Annotated in this window: 12 protein-coding genes, 1 tRNA gene and 1 pseudogene; 6 read left to right on the top strand and 8 right to left on the bottom strand. The window is 44.0% G+C overall.

Features of this window, described 5'->3' with window-relative positions; translation table 11 throughout:
* Positions 1-67: 67 nt before the first annotated feature.
* From HRT75_RS03880 to HRT75_RS03850, 7 genes are all read right to left on the bottom strand, one after another.
* Positions 68-3,169: a sigma 54-interacting transcriptional regulator gene (locus HRT75_RS03880; RefSeq protein WP_291182874.1), complete on the bottom strand. Its 3,102-nt coding sequence runs from the start codon at positions 3,167-3,169 to the stop codon at positions 68-70.
* Positions 3,170-3,594: 425 nt separating this feature from the next.
* A tRNA-Asp gene (locus tag HRT75_RS03875) sits at positions 3,595-3,668 on the bottom strand.
* A 156-nt stretch (positions 3,669-3,824) separates the two neighbouring features.
* Complete coding sequence (locus tag HRT75_RS03870; protein ID WP_291182871.1) at positions 3,825-4,754, bottom strand: DUF58 domain-containing protein; 930 nt, start codon at positions 4,752-4,754, stop codon at positions 3,825-3,827.
* A gap of 63 nt (positions 4,755-4,817) precedes the next feature.
* On the bottom strand, positions 4,818-5,138 hold the full coding sequence (gene trxA, locus HRT75_RS03865; RefSeq protein WP_272831395.1) for a thioredoxin: 321 nt from the start codon (positions 5,136-5,138) through the stop codon (positions 4,818-4,820).
* Positions 5,139-5,252: 114 nt separating this feature from the next.
* Positions 5,253-5,627 (bottom strand): glyoxalase/bleomycin resistance/extradiol dioxygenase family protein, encoded by a 375-nt coding sequence (locus tag HRT75_RS03860; RefSeq protein WP_291182869.1) that lies wholly within the window; start codon positions 5,625-5,627, stop codon positions 5,253-5,255.
* Positions 5,627-9,973 (bottom strand): DNA polymerase III subunit alpha, encoded by a 4,347-nt coding sequence (gene dnaE / locus HRT75_RS03855; RefSeq protein WP_291182867.1) that lies wholly within the window; start codon positions 9,971-9,973, stop codon positions 5,627-5,629. Before dnaE ends, HRT75_RS03860 begins: the two co-directional genes overlap by 1 nt.
* Before the next feature lie 145 nt (positions 9,974-10,118).
* Positions 10,119-10,922 (bottom strand): DUF6252 family protein, encoded by an 804-nt coding sequence (locus HRT75_RS03850; protein WP_291182865.1) that lies wholly within the window; start codon positions 10,920-10,922, stop codon positions 10,119-10,121.
* Between the two features lie 128 nt (positions 10,923-11,050).
* Here HRT75_RS03850 and HRT75_RS03845 point away from each other — a divergent pair, with 128 nt between their 5' ends.
* Genes HRT75_RS03845 through HRT75_RS03835 form a run of 3 tightly spaced genes read left to right on the top strand, consistent with a single transcriptional unit; the run spans position 11,051 to position 12,823 of the window.
* Positions 11,051-11,563: a 30S ribosomal protein S16 gene (locus HRT75_RS03845; RefSeq protein WP_291182863.1), complete on the top strand. Its 513-nt coding sequence runs from the start codon at positions 11,051-11,053 to the stop codon at positions 11,561-11,563.
* Positions 11,564-11,582: 19 nt separating this feature from the next.
* Positions 11,583-12,113 carry a ribosome maturation factor RimM gene (gene rimM, locus HRT75_RS03840; protein WP_291182861.1) on the top strand — a complete coding sequence of 177 codons (531 nt, stop codon included), beginning with the start codon at positions 11,583-11,585 and terminating at the stop codon, positions 12,111-12,113.
* The gene (locus tag HRT75_RS03835) at positions 12,113-12,823 is read left to right on the top strand and encodes a methyltransferase (RefSeq protein WP_291182859.1); all 711 of its coding nucleotides are present in this window, start codon (positions 12,113-12,115) and stop codon (positions 12,821-12,823) included. Before rimM ends, HRT75_RS03835 begins: the two co-directional genes overlap by 1 nt.
* 2 nt (positions 12,824-12,825) lie before the next feature.
* On the opposite strand, the gene HRT75_RS03830 is transcribed toward HRT75_RS03835, so the two are convergent.
* The gene (locus tag HRT75_RS03830) at positions 12,826-14,136 is read right to left on the bottom strand and encodes an amino acid permease (protein WP_291182857.1); all 1,311 of its coding nucleotides are present in this window, start codon (positions 14,134-14,136) and stop codon (positions 12,826-12,828) included.
* 72 nt (positions 14,137-14,208) lie between these two features.
* Here HRT75_RS03830 and HRT75_RS03825 point away from each other — a divergent pair, with 72 nt between their 5' ends.
* From HRT75_RS03825 to HRT75_RS03815, 3 genes and pseudogenes are all read left to right on the top strand, one after another.
* Positions 14,209-15,300 (top strand): aromatic ring-hydroxylating dioxygenase subunit alpha, encoded by a 1,092-nt coding sequence (locus HRT75_RS03825; protein WP_291182855.1) that lies wholly within the window; start codon positions 14,209-14,211, stop codon positions 15,298-15,300.
* 86 nt (positions 15,301-15,386) lie between these two features.
* Positions 15,387-16,565 (top strand): acyl-CoA dehydrogenase family protein, encoded by a 1,179-nt coding sequence (locus tag HRT75_RS03820; RefSeq protein WP_291182853.1) that lies wholly within the window; start codon positions 15,387-15,389, stop codon positions 16,563-16,565.
* A gap of 86 nt (positions 16,566-16,651) precedes the next feature.
* Positions 16,652-17,230, top strand: a pseudogene (locus HRT75_RS03815) (serine/threonine protein phosphatase); the annotation flags it as partial.

The raw sequence follows: 17,230 nt of genomic DNA, 5'->3' as shown, positions 1-17,230 counted from the left end.
TTTTTTAGGTGACGGAATACCGTTAGGAAGAATGTACAAGAAAGGGTGGCAACGGTATTCCGTTACTTTATGCAGGACGCTTGATGTCCAGCTTTTTCATACGATCACGAAGGGTACTGGGTTTTATTTGAAGTAAACTTGCAGCTCCATCATCCCCATTGATTTTCCACTCGCATTGCTCTAAAGCTTTAATGATATGCAAGCGTTGTGCATCATCTAAAGATGGCAAGGATTTATGTAGAGAAATACTGCGGGATTTATCCAAGGTTTCCTGAGGAGTTTCAAATTCAACTATGCGCAAAGTCTCTGAATTGGATAAGATAACGGCACGCTCGATTAGGTTCTCGAGTTCGCGTACATTACCCGGCCAACCATAAGCACTCAATTTACGCATGGTAGCATCTGAGATATACTCAATATTCTTGCGGTATTTCTTACTGAATCGAGTCACAAAGTGATCAATGAGCACTGGAATATCCTCAGGACGCTCGCGCAAGGCAGGAACTCTAATAGGAAAAACGTTCAATCTAAAGTATAGGTCTTCTCTAAATTGATTATTAGCAACCTCTTCTTTTAGGTTTTTATTCGTAGCGGCTATTACACGAACATCTACTTTACGAACCTTAGGATCTCCTACTACCTCAATCTCACCTTCTTGCAAGAAGCGGAGTAATTTGGGCTGCATATTCATGGGCAGCTCCCCGATCTCATCCAAAAAGATCGTACCACCATTGGCCAATTCCACCTTTCCTTGCTTATCTGAGGTGGCACCTGTAAAGGCTCCTTTTTTATGCCCAAAGAGTTCACTTTCAATAAGCTCTGTGGGAATGGCACCGCAGTTCACTTTGATCAGTGGCGCATCTTTACGTTCACTCAAATTATGTACAGCCCGAGCCAGCAACTCTTTTCCAGTTCCTGTCTCGCCAAGCAGAAGCACGTTTGCCGTTGTTGGCGCAACTTGTTCAAGATTGGTCAAAACATCACTAAAGACTGCACTGGAATACACCATGTCTTCAAAATTGAAACGCATTTCAATTTCTTTACGCAGGTAGACGTTCTCATCTTCTAATTGGCCTTTCAGTTTGTTGAGTTCTTGGACTGTTTCAGACAGTTCTAAGTTTACTGCCTGTAGTTTTTGTTCTGCCTTCTTTCTTTGGTCACTTTGGATGATCATAGACACCAAACTGGCAATTGAAGTTGCGAAATGCTCTTCCTCCGAACTCCAGATCCGCATAGGTCCCACATGCTCAAACACAAGGATTCCGTATTCTGAATCTGTTCCTTGCACCAAAACATCCATACACGAGGTAATGCCATTGGGCTTGAGGTAGTCTTCTGAAAAACTCTTGGTGAACTCGTGATTTTGAGAATTAGTAACCGTAATAGTCTTATAGCGTTGTAAAGATTCAAAATAAGCTTTATGGTCCTTTTCTAGTAAGACTCCACCACTGGTGTGTTCTCCCGTGCTTGCTGTGTAAAGATTCTCGCACCAGGCTTCTGACTGATCTTTATTCAAACGCCAGATACTAACGCGTTCTACATTGACCACATCCGCAGCTAAAGAAGTAATACGTTTTAAGGCATGATTAAAATCGATGCCCACTAAGCCTGCCAACTCCAAAACCGCATCCTTTTTGCGCTTAGAACTAACCGCCAGCATTTTTTGGCTCTCGATAAGACGGACCTGATCTGAAATATCTTGGATAGTGAAAAAGTGCGCGATTACCGCACCGTCTTTATCACGAATGATCGCATTTTTAACAGAAACTGGGAAACTACTGCCATTCATACGCTCCAGTTGTGCATCAAAGCGTGGATAACTTATTCCCTGCTGTACTTGAAAAGCACAAGACTCAAAGTCTTTCAAAGAAGACTCGCTAATAAAGTTAAACGGCATTGAAGTACCGATCAAGTCTTCAGAATCTACGCCCATCATTCTGCAAAAGGCAGGATTCACGTCAATGATGATAGATTCCAAGTCCATTACCAACAGTCCTTCATGCAAGGAGTTGATCAAAGACTCTGAAAATTCATTGGCCAGTCTGAGTTTATTTTCAAACTGATAACGCTCTGTTATGTCTGCTATAGAACCGACATGCGCCGTAATTTCACCATGCTCATCACGCAGGTGGGCAACCGAAACCAAGGCCGGAAAACGCTCGCCATTCTTTCTCATGAAAGTCAATTGAGCCGCCTTGTTGGCCTTGTCCATAATATTTTTGAACGAATCTACTATGGCATCCATATGCTCTGGTGGCCAATAAGGAAACGGTGGGCGGATCCCAATGATCTCCTCTCGGGTAAACCCGATCATTTCCAAAAAAGCTGGATTCGCATCCATGAAGAGTCCAGTTGGATCTATAATGATCAATCCCTCTTGTAGACCGTTGATGATTCGGCTGCTGAACTCACGCTCATTTTCTAAAAGACGTTCCGATTTGATGAGCGCAGAACGATCACGAACCACAGTAACTATAGAACTTACTTCTCCTTCATCGTTTCGAAGCACAGATATAGAAATAGAAACTGGGAATGAACTGCCATCCTTGTGTATAAAGGTAGCCTCAAAAAAGCGGCTGTCGCTTTCCTTGCCAGAAACTCTTGCATCTACTAGTTCGTTGAAGAATTGCTTGGGCCAGTGATAAGGCGGAATAGTCCCTAAGATCTCATCCCGCTCAATCCCAGTCATCTTCAAATAAGCGTCGTTTACGTCAATCACCATCATATCCTTATTGGTGATCACCACGCCGTCTTTCAGATTCTGAATGAACTGCTCTTTAAAGCGCTGCTCTTTGTTGAACAGATCAATAATATCTTTTGGACTCAGATTGTAGCTCAGCGAAGCTAAAGCATAGTCTTTGTCTGAGGTAGGCTTGATCTCTAAACTCGCAAAAACTTTGCGACCATCTTTAAAGGTCAAAGACAGCAGTTTATTGACCTCTCCCGAATGTGCGGAAAGTGATTTGGCAAAGGAGTCTTGCTGCCCATTTCTAAAAGCGAAGAGCACATCCCATTGTTTTTCCATTAAAACTTTAGAAGAATAGCCTGTGAGCATCTCAAATGATGGATTCACAGCAACGATTCTCGCCGATTGAGTCTCTAGGACCATTTGCGGTTTAATCTGCTTGACGAATTGATCTTCCTCAGCCCTTTTTAAAAAATAGGACATAACGCATTGGTTTGGTTTAAAGCCGCTTAAATCATCCCTACCAAAACGGGGAATACAGAGTTACTTTGCGATTAACTCGCAAAGGAAAACTTAATAGGTGATTTCAACCAGGATAAGATTGAAAGTCGTTAGGGGGGGATGGATTAAGTTAGTTAAAGATACTTTATTCTGCGCAAATCAACTTAAAAACCGAAAATAAGGCGTGTTTTAAGCTAAATTTTAACGTATCTCTAACAATTGTCCTTACAACACATTAGACTCCCAAAAACACTGTGAATACAGGGATATTTACACCTGGTAAAAACGAGCCAGAGTTGATTAGAAAGGAATTAAAACAAAAAAAGCCCATCCAAAAGGATAAGCTCTTCATCGGTCTAATTTGACCACTTCGACCGTTTTACCGGTCTTACACAACATTTTAGTTGCGGTCTGGACGGGACTCGAACCCGCGACCCCCTGCGTGACAGGCAGGTATTCTAACCAACTGAACTACCAGACCAATTTTCTAAACCTTTTAAGAGGCGTTAGCGACAGCTAACTTTACTAGAAATTGTTACCATACTTTTTGGAGTTTTAACGCCCCAGGCTGTAATAGCGACTGCAAATATACAGTTCCATTTCAATGTGACAAATATAAATTACAGAAATTTTAAGCCTAAGCGAACTTTTTTCGCTCTACCAAATAGGTGGTCAAAATGGCGTCAAAAGCCTTGCGAACATCGGCTTCCACATATTTGATACGATACTGCCCACATTTGAGTCTAATAGCGTCAAAATAATCGGTTATAGCAGCCTGATAATCATCGCGAACCGAATCCGCATAAAGATTTATATGATCTCCTGTTTCCACATCCACAAAACGCTTAGGACGATTGTTGAAATCAAAATTCCACTCCAACTCCTTATCAAAAACATGAAACAAAACCACCTCGTGTTTGTTGTACTTTAAATGCTGCAGTGCTTCAAACAAAGCATCTCGAGAAGCTTCTGTTTGGAACATATCGGTAAAGAGAAACACCAAAGAGCGGCGCTTCATCTTCTCCGCGATCTGATGCAAAAAGGTATAGGTTTGCGTTTGTTTGGACCTGCCCGGTTTTACAATGGCCGAATTGAGTTGATGCAACAATTGCTGATGGTGACGCTCACTCCCCTTCTCATTGGAATAGTATTCATAGGTGTCTGAGTAAATGCTCATCCCTACGGCGTCTCGCTGTCTTTTAAGCAAATTCATGATCGCTGCTGCTGCCAGGGCAGAAAAGGAAATCTTATTCAAGGAATCTATGGTGTACTCCTTGAGCTCTGGATAATGCATGGAGCTGGAATTGTCGACGATCAGATGGCATCGCAGGTTCGTTTCCTCCTCATAGCGTTTGGTGTAGAGCTTATCGGTCTTTGCGTAGAGCTTCCAATCGATGTGTTTTGTGGACTCTCCCGGGTTGTAGATCTTGTGCTCAGCAAACTCCGCAGAGAACCCGTGAAATGGACTTTTATGCAATCCGGAGATAAAACCCTCTACCACTTGAGCGGCCAAAAGCTCTAAATTCTTAAAGCCCGATATCTCGTTGATCTCCTTTTGAATGTCCATATATGGCTAAACTAAAAAAGGTTGACCATAAGGCCAACCTTTTCAAGTTAATAGTTCTATAAATTAGTTCAGCAAAGACTCGATTGCCTCGGCATAAACATTCTTAGGAGCTACACCAACTTGGCGTCCTACTACCTCTCCGTTTTGGAAAACCAAAACAGTTGGGATATTACGTACACCGTACTTCGCAGCAAATTCTTGATGTGCATCTACGTCTACTTTTCCAACTACGGCCTTTCCTTCGAATTCCGTACTCAGTTCATCAATGATAGGACCTACCATACGACAAGGTCCGCACCAAGCAGCCCAAAAGTCAACCATTACTGGTTTGTCACTCTTAAGAACGGTTTCTTCAAAGGTTGCATCTGTTATTTCTAAAGCCATGGTATTTTAAATTTTATATTACACAAAAGTAGTCTTTTTTTATCCTGAACCTTACAAGGGCTATATTAGAAAACCCTATCAGCGCATTGAGTTAACTTATAAATACTTAAGGTGCTAGGGATCTAAGTCCTGCACAAAGTAGATCGCATTGTTATTCGGGTCAAAAAAGCCGAATTCATGCGTCCCCCAAGGACTATTCAAATGCAGGGCCGATGGCTTCACCGTTCCCCGCTCCAAGTACTCTTTAAAAACTCCTTCAATACTTTCTACAAAGAACTTGACCACACTTCCGCCGTTAACTGGATCATCTTCAGTACCTGCATGCCATTGCAAGTGGATTTCCATTCCGTCGCGATACAAACCTACATAACCCTCATTGGCAAAGCGTTTGGCAAAGCCTGTATATTCTGAATACCACTTCACATCCCGATCCAGATCTGCAGAAGGCAAAACGGCTATGGTCTGTTTGTGCGGAATTCTGTTAGGCATCAATTGAGCTTGTAGTAGACTGAAGCCTCATCCAAGGCTTCCAAAAGTTCGTTGGATATCTTCACTTTTTGCTTGCGTGAAGGCATTTGCAACTTGAGCTTCTCCTCCATCTCATAGACTATAAAATGCAATTGTTGATCGCCTTGATGAGAAACCACCAAGTCTTTCAATATTCGGATGCGCTCTTCCTGCAATTCGTCAATTTTAAGCTGAATGGTCAACTTCTTGGCGTATTGATCCATTACATCGTGCAACATTTGGATTTGATTGAACTGCATCCTCGGATCACCCTTTTTACCGGTGTCGCGATTCACCCAGCCTTCTTTGACAAAAATTCGGGCATAGATGAAAGAATTCGGCACCAAGAAATGTCGGTACTTCAAATATTCCTCTCCAAAGATTCTAAACTCAAAAGCGTCGTCGTAATCCTCAACGGTGAACAAGGCCCAACCTTTTCCGTTCTTAGAAACACGATGCTGAACATCACCTACCACCCCACCAAAGGTCAATTCCTTATTGACAAAGCTTTCCAGATCACTAAAGTTTCTGGTGGTACTGTTGCAAAAGGTTTTGAGCTCAGTTTTAAAGTCATCTAAAGGATGTCCAGAAATGTAAATTCCAACCACCTCTTTTTCTTGCTTTAGTTTTTTCATAGTTCCCCATTCCTCACAAGGAGGTACGGTAGGTTCAGGGATTTGCACCTCAGAAGAATCTCCAAACAAACTCACCTGAGCGGAATTCTCATTCTCTTGGAATTTCTGGGCGTATTTGATCACCTTTTCTAAAAAGGTAACACCATCTCCCTCTTCATGAAAATACTGAGCACGGTGGGTGTCTAAGCCATCAAAACCTCCAGCAAGCGCTAGGTTTTCAAATGCTTTATTATTGGCATCTCTCAAGACAATGCGCTTGGCCAGATCAAAGACCGACTTGTATTTCCCGTCCTGACGATGCTCAACTATGGTCTTCACAGCGTTTCCTCCAACACCTTTGATAGCTCCCATCCCAAAACGAATAGCTCCTTCATCATTTACTGTGAATTTGTAGAAGGATTCATTCACATCTGGACCCAAAACAGGCAAGCCCATACGCCGACACTCCTCCATAAAGAAGGTCACCTGCTTAATATCGTTCATGTTGTTAGACAGCACTGCAGCCATATATTCTGCAGGATAATGTGCTTTCAAATACGCCGTTTGATAGGCGATCCAAGCATAACAGGTAGAGTGCGATTTGTTAAAAGCATAACTCGCAAAGGCTTCCCAGTCTTTCCAAACTTTCTCCAACATCTCCTTGTCGTGACCGTTAGTGGCTGCCTGCTCCAAGAACTTGGGCTTCATCTTATCCAGGACCGCCTTTTGCTTTTTACCCATGGCCTTGCGCAAAACGTCTGCTTCACCTTTAGTAAAGTTTGCTAGCTTTTGGGAGAGCAACATCACCTGCTCTTGGTAAACCGTGATCCCGTAGGTTTCTTTTAGGTACTCCTCCATGTCTGGGAGGTCGTAACTGATCTCTTCTTCCCCGTGTTTTCTACGGATGAAACTCGGGATGTATTCCATTGGTCCTGGTCTGTACAAGGCATTCATGGCAATCAAATCGTCAAAGACCGTAGGTTTGAGGTCTTTCATGTGTTTTTGCATTCCCACGGATTCATACTGAAAGATCCCTACTGTTTCACCGCGCTGGAACAACTCATAGGTCTTTTCATCATCCAAAGGAAAGCTGTCTGGATCCAATTCCACGCCGTGTTTGATCTTCACCAACTTGACGGTGTCTTTGATCAAGGTCAGTGTTTTGAGTCCTAAGAAATCCATCTTAAGCAATCCGGCACTCTCCACTACTGCATTGTCAAACTGGGTCACATACAACTCAGAATCCTTGGCCGTAGCAACAGGGACAAAATTGGTAATATCGTCTGGGGTAATGATCACCCCGCACGCGTGAATTCCGGTGTTTCTGAGGGAACCTTCAAGCATTCTTGCTTGATTGATCGTCTGAGCCTCCAGATCTTCTCCCTCAGATAGGTTGAGAAGCTCGTTGACCTTTTGGAGCTCGTCCGCTCTAAAGCTTTGTTTGAGCTTGGAAGCCTCCATATTGAAGATCTTCCCAAGTTTTCCCATGGTTGGGATGAGTTTGGCAATTCGATCGGCATCACCCAAAGGCAGGTCTAACACTCGCGCCGTATCTCGGATAGAGGATTTCGCTGCCATGGTTCCGTAGGTGATGATCTGCGCCACCTGATTGGCTCCATATTTCTCGATAACATAGTCCATCACACGCCCACGACCTTCATCATCAAAGTCGATATCAATATCAGGCATACTCACACGATCCGGATTCAAGAAACGCTCAAAAAGCAGATCGTACTTAATCGGGTCAATGTTCGTAATTCCTAGACAATAAGCCACGGCAGAACCTGCTGCAGAACCACGACCAGGCCCCACGGAAACATCCATGTTCCGCGCCTCAGCAATAAAGTCTTGTACAATCAAGAAGTAACCCGGGTACCCTGTGTTGGCAATTACGTCCAACTCAAAATCCAAGCGCTCTTCAATCTCCGCAGTAATCTCCTCGTAGCGTCTTTTAGCACCTTCATAAGTGAGGTGTCTCAAGTATTTGTTCTCCCCACGTTTACCACCATCCGTGTCGTCTTCAGCAACCTGAAACTGCTCGGGGATATCAAACTTGGGCAGCAATACCTCACGAGCCAAGGTATAAGGCTCAATCTGGTCTACGATCTTCGCCACATTTTCAATAGCCTCAGGCAGATCTACAAAGAGGGATTTCATGGCCTCGGCATCTTTGAAAAAGTACTCCTGATTAGGTAATCCATAGCGGTAACCACGACCACGACCAATTGGCGTGGCTTGCTTTTCTCCGTCCTTTACACAAAGGAGGATATCGTGAGCATTGGCATCTTCCTGATCGATATAATAAGTATCATTACAGGCAACCAAAGGCAAATCGTGTTTGCGCGCCAAAGCGATCAGATCAGGATTCACACGATCTTCGTCTTCCTGCCCGTGACGAACCACTTCTACATATAGATCGTTGGGAAATTCTTGCTTCCACCACAAAAGGGCTTCTTCTGCCTGCTTTTCACCGACGTTAAGCAATTTGTTGGGAACTTCTCCATAGAGATTTCCTGTGAGCACTATGAGATCGTCCTTGTACTGTTGGACCACGGCCTTGTCAATCCGCGGTACGTAATAAAAGCCTTCGGTATAAGCAATACTCGCCATTTTGGCCAGATTGTGATAACCTGCTTTGCTCTTAGCCAAAAAGACCACCTGATATCCGTTGTCTTTTTGAGATTTGTTCAGTCGATCCTCACAAACAAAGAATTCACACCCAATAATAGGCTTGATTTTTTTATCCTGCTGATCTTCCTCCAAGGATTTGTTGAACTTTTCTACCGCGCTTACAAAGTGAAAAGCCCCCATCATGTTTCCACGATCGGTCAAGGCCACAGCATTCATCTCATGCTTGGCCGCAGCATTCACTAGATCTTGAATAGATGCAGTGGATTGCAGTACGGAAAACTGACTGTGGTTGTGCAGATGAGCAAAAGGCACCTCAGCGAGTGCCGAAATGTTCTGATTTTGCTCCTCCGTACTTATGGAGGTCTGCTCCTTTTGCTTTTGCGCTCTTAACTTAGCAGAAGCTTCTTTAAGATTGACGTGTTGCAGGCCAATAACCTGAATAGGAGACTGATTGACCTTTTTGAACTCTTCAATATAATCCGGCTGAGCCTTCAGCTCGGTGGTGCTGTAAATTCCCTGACGCAACAACTCCAAGAAACAACGCGTGGTGGCTTCAACATCCGCAGTAGCGTTGTGCGCCTCCGCAAATCCATCACCAAAAAGGTGTTCATGCAGTTCTGTAAGCGTGGGTAGCTTGAATTTACCTCCTCGACCTCCCGGTATTTTGCACAGTTCTGCTGTGGTTTCCGTACAGGTGTCCAATACGGGTAAAGAAAGCAGCGAGGTATCCACCGATCTGCGGTAGAATTCTGCCCCCATGATGTTCAAGTCAAAGCCGACGTTCTGCCCAACCACAAATTGAGATCGTGCCAAAACGTCATTGAACTCTTCAAGCACCTGATCTAAAGACACGCCGTCTGCAGCAGCCAATTCCGTGGAGATCCCGTGGATAGATTCCGCTTCAAAAGGAATATTAAAACCCTCTGGATTGATCAGATAATCTTTCTGCTCGATGAGATTTCCCATAGCATCGTGCAGCTGCCAAGCGATCTGTATGGCTCTAGGCCAATTATCAGAGTCACTTACAGGTGCATCCCAACGCTTGGGAAGACCAGTGGTTTCCGTGTCAAATATTAAATACATAAGGTTGCTTGAACGCTCAAAAGTGAATTTTAAAAGTACACAATTTCCCTTGAAATAGCTGCCGAACTTATCAACACCAAAGCCAAAATTGTGGACAAAAAAAGACCCGCAAAAAGCGGGCCTCAAATTCGTTTGTCAGGTGTTCTTAGTAGATGACGGCAAAGGCTCCATCAGTGATCTCAAAAGCATCCCCAGAGTAAGAGAAAGTTCCTTGAATCTCCCCTGTTCCCACATTGTTTGAAATGATGGTTAATGTTCCGCTAGCACCTGCTGTAGCCACTCCGTCAATTCCATAAGTAGCTTCAAATTCTCCAAGCGCCAAATCATAATCTCCCGGAGTTACGGTGTTCGGGAATCGCATATTGATGGTTCTTGTACCATCCACTCCGGTTACCACAATGTTCCCTGTTACGTTGATCCCTTCAATGGTTACTGCCTCAAAAGAAGCGCCGTCTACAGTAGCAGACATTCCTTGAGAAAAACTAGGATCATCTACCACTCCAGTGCCGCCTATGACGGGGACCTTAAAAAAGACACCTCGCGCAAAATTCAAAGTGTCTTGAAGCGCAAAGGTGTGGGCATTGAAATTGAATGTACCTGAAATAGTATTATCTGTAGAACTGTTTTCAGAAATATTGGCTTCACCGTTACCTAAAGAGGTCGCGGTTGAATATGACTCTCCACTAGCGTCTGTAAACAAAGCAGCGTTCGCGCTACCAGGGCCAAACGCATAGGTTCCAACAGCAGCAGAAGTCAAGGTTATTGTGAGTTCTTCACCATCGGCAGATCCATTGATTACCACGGTTCCGTCATCAAAACGAGTGGCTACTGCTCCTCCTTTTAAAAAGACGTCATTGGCATTTCCTTGGATGATGGCATTGTTGTCCTGTACGTCTTCACATGAAAAAAGAGCGAAAACCAGCAGGGCGAATAGGGCAATCCTTTGCATAGTAGGCGTTTTTAGCATTTGCACAAATGTAAAAGAAAAAATATAATCTCTTGAGTTTCAACTAAAATTTATCCTATCTTTGCGCCCTTAATTATAACCGAGGTCGTGAACCTCAAAAATTAATTTTTATGCCTGTTAAAATCAGATTACAGAGACACGGTAAGAAAGGAAAGCCTTTTTACTGGATCGTAGCCGCGGATTCTCGCGCAAAAAGAGACGGACGTTTTTTGGAGAAGTTGGGAACTTACAACCCTAATGTAAACCCTGCAGAGATCAACCTTAATGTTGATGGAGCTGTACAGTGGTTGCAGAACGGTGCTCAACCAACCGATACGGCACGTGCTATTCTTTCTTACAAAGGCGCTATGCTTAAGAATCACCTTATGGGTGGTGTAACTAAAGGCGCTTTGACTGAAGAGCAAGCGGAAGCTAAATTCAACGCTTGGTTAGAAGATAAAGCAAAAGCTGTAAGCCAGAAGGAAGCTAATATCGCAGACGCTAAGGCTAAAGCCAAAGCAGAAGCACTTGCTGCTGAAAAAGCAGTAAACGAAGCTCGTATTGCTGCCTCTGTAGAAGTAGAAGGTGAAGAAGCTGCCGAAGAGGCTGCTGCAGAAGCCGACGCTGCTAAAGAAGAAGAGTAAACCTTCTTAATTTTACGAGATGCACAAGGAAGACTGCTTCTTTCTCGGTAAAATCGTAAAAAAATACAGTTTTAAGGGCGAGCTCTTAGTCACTTTAGACACTGACGAACCCGAAACGTATACTCAAATGGAATCAGTATTTGTGGAGATTAACCACAATCTGGTTCCATTTTTTATTGAGTCCATCAGTTTGCATAAATCCAGAATGCTGCGCATTCAATTTGAAGATTGTTATAGTGAAGAGGATGCCGATGCACTTTTAGGATGCGAGCTTTATCTACCGTTGGACTTACTCCCGCCCCTTGAAGGCAATAAATTCTATTTCCACGAGATCATTGGTTTTACTATTAAAGATGTCAACCACGGCGAAGTGGGAAAGATCACTGCGGTGAATGACCAAACAGCTCAGGACCTATTTATCATTGATGCTGATGGCACTGAGGTTTTGATCCCGATCAACGACACCTTTATTAAGGAAGTGAACCGCGAGCAGCAGTTCATTCTTTTGGAAACTCCTCCTGGGCTCATCGATCTTTATTTAGAAGGCTGATGCAACCCTTCCAATTCAAACATTTTAGCGTAGCTCAAGACCGAACGGCCATGAAAATTGGTACTGACGGCGTGCTTCTAGGAGCTTGGGCACAGATAAACCCCATGGTTGATTCCATTTTAGACATTGGTGCTGGAACCGGAGTCATCGCTTTGCAGATGGCCCAACGCTCCGCAGCCATGACCATTGATGCTCTTGAGATCGATGCAGATGCCTATGAGCAGTGCACGGAGAACTTTGAAGCTTCTCCATGGGCAGACCGATTGTTTTGCTATCACGCCGGTTTGTTAGAGTTTGCCCAAGAGATTGACGATGAGTACGAGCTTCTAATAAGTAACCCTCCTTTTTATACCGCAGCGTTCAAATCAGGAGATACCCAACGTGACCGGGCGCGTTTTGAAGATGCTTTGCCCTTTGAGCATTTAGTTTTCTGCGCAGCCAAACTCTTAGCTGAGGATGGAAGCTTCGCAGTAATTGTTCCTCATAATGCTGCAGATGAGTTTATCGAGCTCGCAGAGCAGGTAGGCTTGTTCCCGTTTAGACGTTGTGACGTAAAAGGCCGGCCGGAAGTTGCTGCAAAAAGAAGTTTACTTCAATTCTCAAAAAGGGAACAGGAACTGGAAACCCAGACCTTGATCATTGAAACAGAAAGGCATCAATACACTTCGCAGTACACAGAATTAGTCCAAGATTTCTACCTCAAAATGTAACCCTAGCTTTTGCGTTTTTGCTGATATTTCATCCAGGCAAAGAGCGGCAAACCGGCAAATAGCAAAAAGGTTCCGTAAAGGACCGTTTCTGCTCCGGATCCATAAATAGCCCAAAGCGAATAAATCACTCCAAATGCCGCTAAGGTGGTAATCTGAACCCTCCGATTGCTGAAGACTCCTTTTTCACGAGTAATCAACACATAGGCTGCCGCTACAAACAGATAAGGCACTAGGCAACACAGTGTGGTCAACAAGGCGATGAATTCAAACTGGTCCACTAAGGAGTCTGTGAAATTCATCAGCATAATTCCAGAGCTCAAAATTCCACCTAAGAGCAGTCCCAAGAAAGGAGCATCTTGTTTATTCTTCTTGGCAAAACTTATTGGAAAAACCTGATCTCGAGCCATAGCCATGGGCAATTGACCTACTACCAATGTCCAACCATTTAGGGCTCCAATGGCTGCCACCAAGGCTCCAGCAGCAATGAAGTAAGACCCATTGGTTCCTGCAATTACGGCTCCAGCTTCAGCGAAAGGCGCTGGAGAACTGGCCAACTGCTCCACAGGCAACAGACCAAACAAAACTACCGTACTAAGTACGTAAACTAAAGTTGCTATGACAGTTCCCAGCATGGTTGCTCTAGAGATGGTCTTTTGCGGCTGCTCGATATTCTCCGCAGGAATCGTTGCGGTCTCTATGCCCAAAAAGGCAAAGAGCGTCAAAGTAGCCACAGCAGAAAAGGCATCAAAATCACTTGCTGCAGAGCTGTTAAAAGCGGGGAAATTGTCGGCATCAAAAAAGAAAATACCAAATAGAATTATAAAGACTAAAGGCAAAAGTTTAAAGGCCGTAGTAATGACCGCGAACTTACCGGAGAGCTTGATGCCTCTTATATTGACCCAAGTAAAAAACCAGATAAATGCCAATCCAATCGCCACACTAACCAAAGCATTGTCTTCTAAAGAAGGAAAGAAAACTGATAGCGCTCCAATGATCGCAACAGCAATTCCAGCGTTGACCACCCAAACAGAGATCCAATATCCCCAAGCGACCAAAAAACCAATAAAATCTCCAAATCCAGCCCGCGCAAAAACATAGGGCCCACCACTCTTGTTGTGAACTATTTTACTCAGGTTGCCAAAGATCTTGGCTAAAATTAAAGCTCCGGCTGCGGTAAAGACCCAACCCAATAAACTAATGCTGCCGTATTTGGCGAGGGTGGCCGGCAGCACAAAGATGCCAGATCCGATCATATTTCCCACCACTAAAGCAGTAGTTGTGATCAATCCAATTTTTTGGGAAGATGTGGCCATAGAGAATATGCGCTAAGGGTAGTTGCTTTTAAATCCTTACATTAGGGCGTATAAAGGTCAAGATACACAATTGTGGCATTTAATTTTCACGTAGATCCGGATATAAGAATAGCAGAAACACTGCCCGCCTCCTTTTATAAGGATCCGGCTGTTTTTGAAGCCTTGAAGGACCAAGTCTTTTATAAAGCCTGGCAATGGTTAGGCGACACTTCTTTGGTTACCTTACCACAATCTGTTCATCCTTTTGTGATGTTGGATGGTTTTTTGACCGAACCCATGGTGCTGACCAAAGACGGCAAGGAAGAACTTCATTTGCTGAGCAATGTATGCACCCATCGGGGTAATCTTGTTGCACTGCATCCTGGTAAAGCCAAAAAACTGAGTTGTTTTTATCACGGACGCCGATTTGATCTGGGTGGGAATTTTGAGCATATGCCAGAATTTGAGCAGACAGAAGACTTCCCCAGACCCTGTGACAATTTGCATCGTTTCCCCCTAAAGCAATGGGGGCCCTTTCTTTTTGGAGGATTGGATCCTAGCTTTGATATTCAAGAGGTTATAGATGTTATGAATGAACGGGTTGGATTTTTACCGCTGAACGACTTCAAGTTTGACGCTACCCTATCCAAAGACTTTTTAGTACACGCACACTGGGCCTTGTACTGCGACAATTATCTGGAAGGATTTCATATTCCCTTTGTACATCAAGGATTGAATGAAGTCTTGGACTACGGAACTTATAAAACCATTTGTTACGACCATTGCAACTTGCAGATCGGGTATACGGATGAGGCCACAGAGGTCTTTGATCTACCTGAAGGACATATAGATCACGGCAAACAGGTAGCAGCCTATTATTACTGGGTATTCCCAAATATGATGTTCAACTTTTATCCCTGGGGCTGTTCGGTAAATGTGGTAAAACCCATTAGCGACAACAGAACCAAGGTCTCCTTTATAAGCTATGTTTGGGATCCATCAAAACTCAATAAAGGCGCAGGGGCAGAATTGGAAAAAGTAGAACGGGAAGACGAATTTGTGGTTGAAAACGTTCACAACGGCCTGAGATCTAAATTCTACAAAGCCGGTCGTTTCTCTCCCACAAGAGAACAGGGAGTTCATCATTTTCACCGTTTGCTGGCTGAATTTCTCTCTCGGAAATAACTCAATTTTAGCCGCTTAATTTTTATCGAAATCCTTTTCGCTTCTGCGGGGCAATAATTAACTTTGGCACAACCAAAATCAAAGCAATGAAGCCCGATCTTTTTGAAGCTCCGGATTATTATCAAATCGACGATTTATTAACGGAAGAGCACAAGCTTGTACGTGACGCTGCCCGTGAATGGGTAAAGCGCGATGTTTCACCAATTATTGAGGATTACGCCCAGCGCGCTGAGTTCCCAAACCAGATCATTGGCGGTTTGGCAGAAATTGGAGCCTTTGGTCCTTATATTCCTGAAGAGTACGGCGGAGCCGGCTTAGATCAGATCTCTTACGGTTTGATCATGCAGGAGATAGAACGCGGTGATAGTGGAGTACGCTCTACAGCATCCGTACAGTCTTCTTTGGTGATGTATCCGATCTTCAAATACGGAACAGAAGAACAACGCAAAAAGTATTTGCCAAAATTGGCCTCCGGAGAATACATGGGTTGTTTTGGATTGACTGAGCCTGACCACGGTTCAAACCCTGGTGGAATGACCACCAACTACAAAGACATGGGAGATCACTACCTGCTCAACGGAGCCAAAATGTGGATCTCTAATGCTCCATTTGCCGATGTAGCTGTAGTTTGGGCTAAGAATGAAGAAGGTCGCATCCACGGATTGATCGTTGAGCGTGGCATGGAAGGATTCAGCACTCCAGAAACACACAATAAATGGTCTTTAAGAGCCAGTGCTACCGGAGAATTGATCTTTGACAACGTAAAAGTGCCTAAAGAAAACCTGTTGCCAAACAAAACAGGACTTGGTGCACCACTTGGATGTTTGGACTCTGCGCGTTATGGAATTGCTTGGGGTGCTATTGGAGCCGCCATGGATTGTTACGACACCGCGCTTCGTTATTCCAAAGAGCGCATTCAGTTCGGGAAGCCAATTGCCGCTTTCCAATTGCAACAAAAGAAACTAGCAGAAATGATCACTGAGATCACCAAAGCACAGCTTTTAACGTGGCGTCTAGGTGTATTGAGAAATGAGGGAAGAGCTACTTCTGCTCAGATCTCCATGGCTAAAAGAAACAATGTGGACATGGCCATCAATATTGCACGTGAAGCACGTCAAATGCTTGGTGGAATGGGAATCACTGGCGAGTACAGCATCATGCGTCACTCCATGAACTTGGAAAGTGTGATCACCTATGAAGGAACTCATGACATCCACCTATTGATCACTGGTTTAGACATCACAGGAGAGAACGCTTTCAAATAAAAAAGAAGCGACTTTAAAATATCAAGACCGAGGAGTTTTTAATTCCTCGGTTTTTTTGTGGATATTTATTCGAGAGAAACACAGCTATGTCTACCAAATCCCGTTTTGATCGCGCTTACAAGAATGCGCTAGTAGTTCCGTTTAACGATACTTCTAAATTCATTCTATTTAGCGATTGCCACCGTGGGGACAATAGTTTTGCCGACGATTTTGCTCGGAACAGACATATGTATTTCCACGCCATGAAACACTACTATAAAAGTGGATTCAGCTATTGTGAGTTAGGTGATGGCGATGAGCTTTGGGAGAACCGACAATTTGAGGATATCTATCCGGCACACACCAACGTCTATAAACTGCTCAAAGAAATGCACAAGGAGTGTCGTTTTCACCCGATATACGGAAACCACGACATGGTGTATAAGAACAAGAGCTATGTAGAAAAGCACCTCTCACACTATTTTGACCCTAAGACCGGAGAGGAAGTGCCTTTATTCCCTGGGATCACCTATCACGAAGCCATCATTTTAAAACACGAGACCACAGGACAGGAGATCTTTATGGCTCACGGGCATCAAGCCGATTGGTGGAATTATTTGTTTTGGAAATGGGGTCGCTTCTTGGTTCGTGTGCTTTGGAAGCCTTTGCATGTGGTTGGTATTTAT

The sequence above is a fragment of the Gilvibacter sp. genome (assembly GCF_013214815.1).
Taxonomy (GTDB): domain Bacteria; phylum Bacteroidota; class Bacteroidia; order Flavobacteriales; family Flavobacteriaceae; genus Gilvibacter.
Note: the sequence above shows the minus strand (reverse complement) of the source record. Positions and strands in the feature narration are given on the sequence as shown.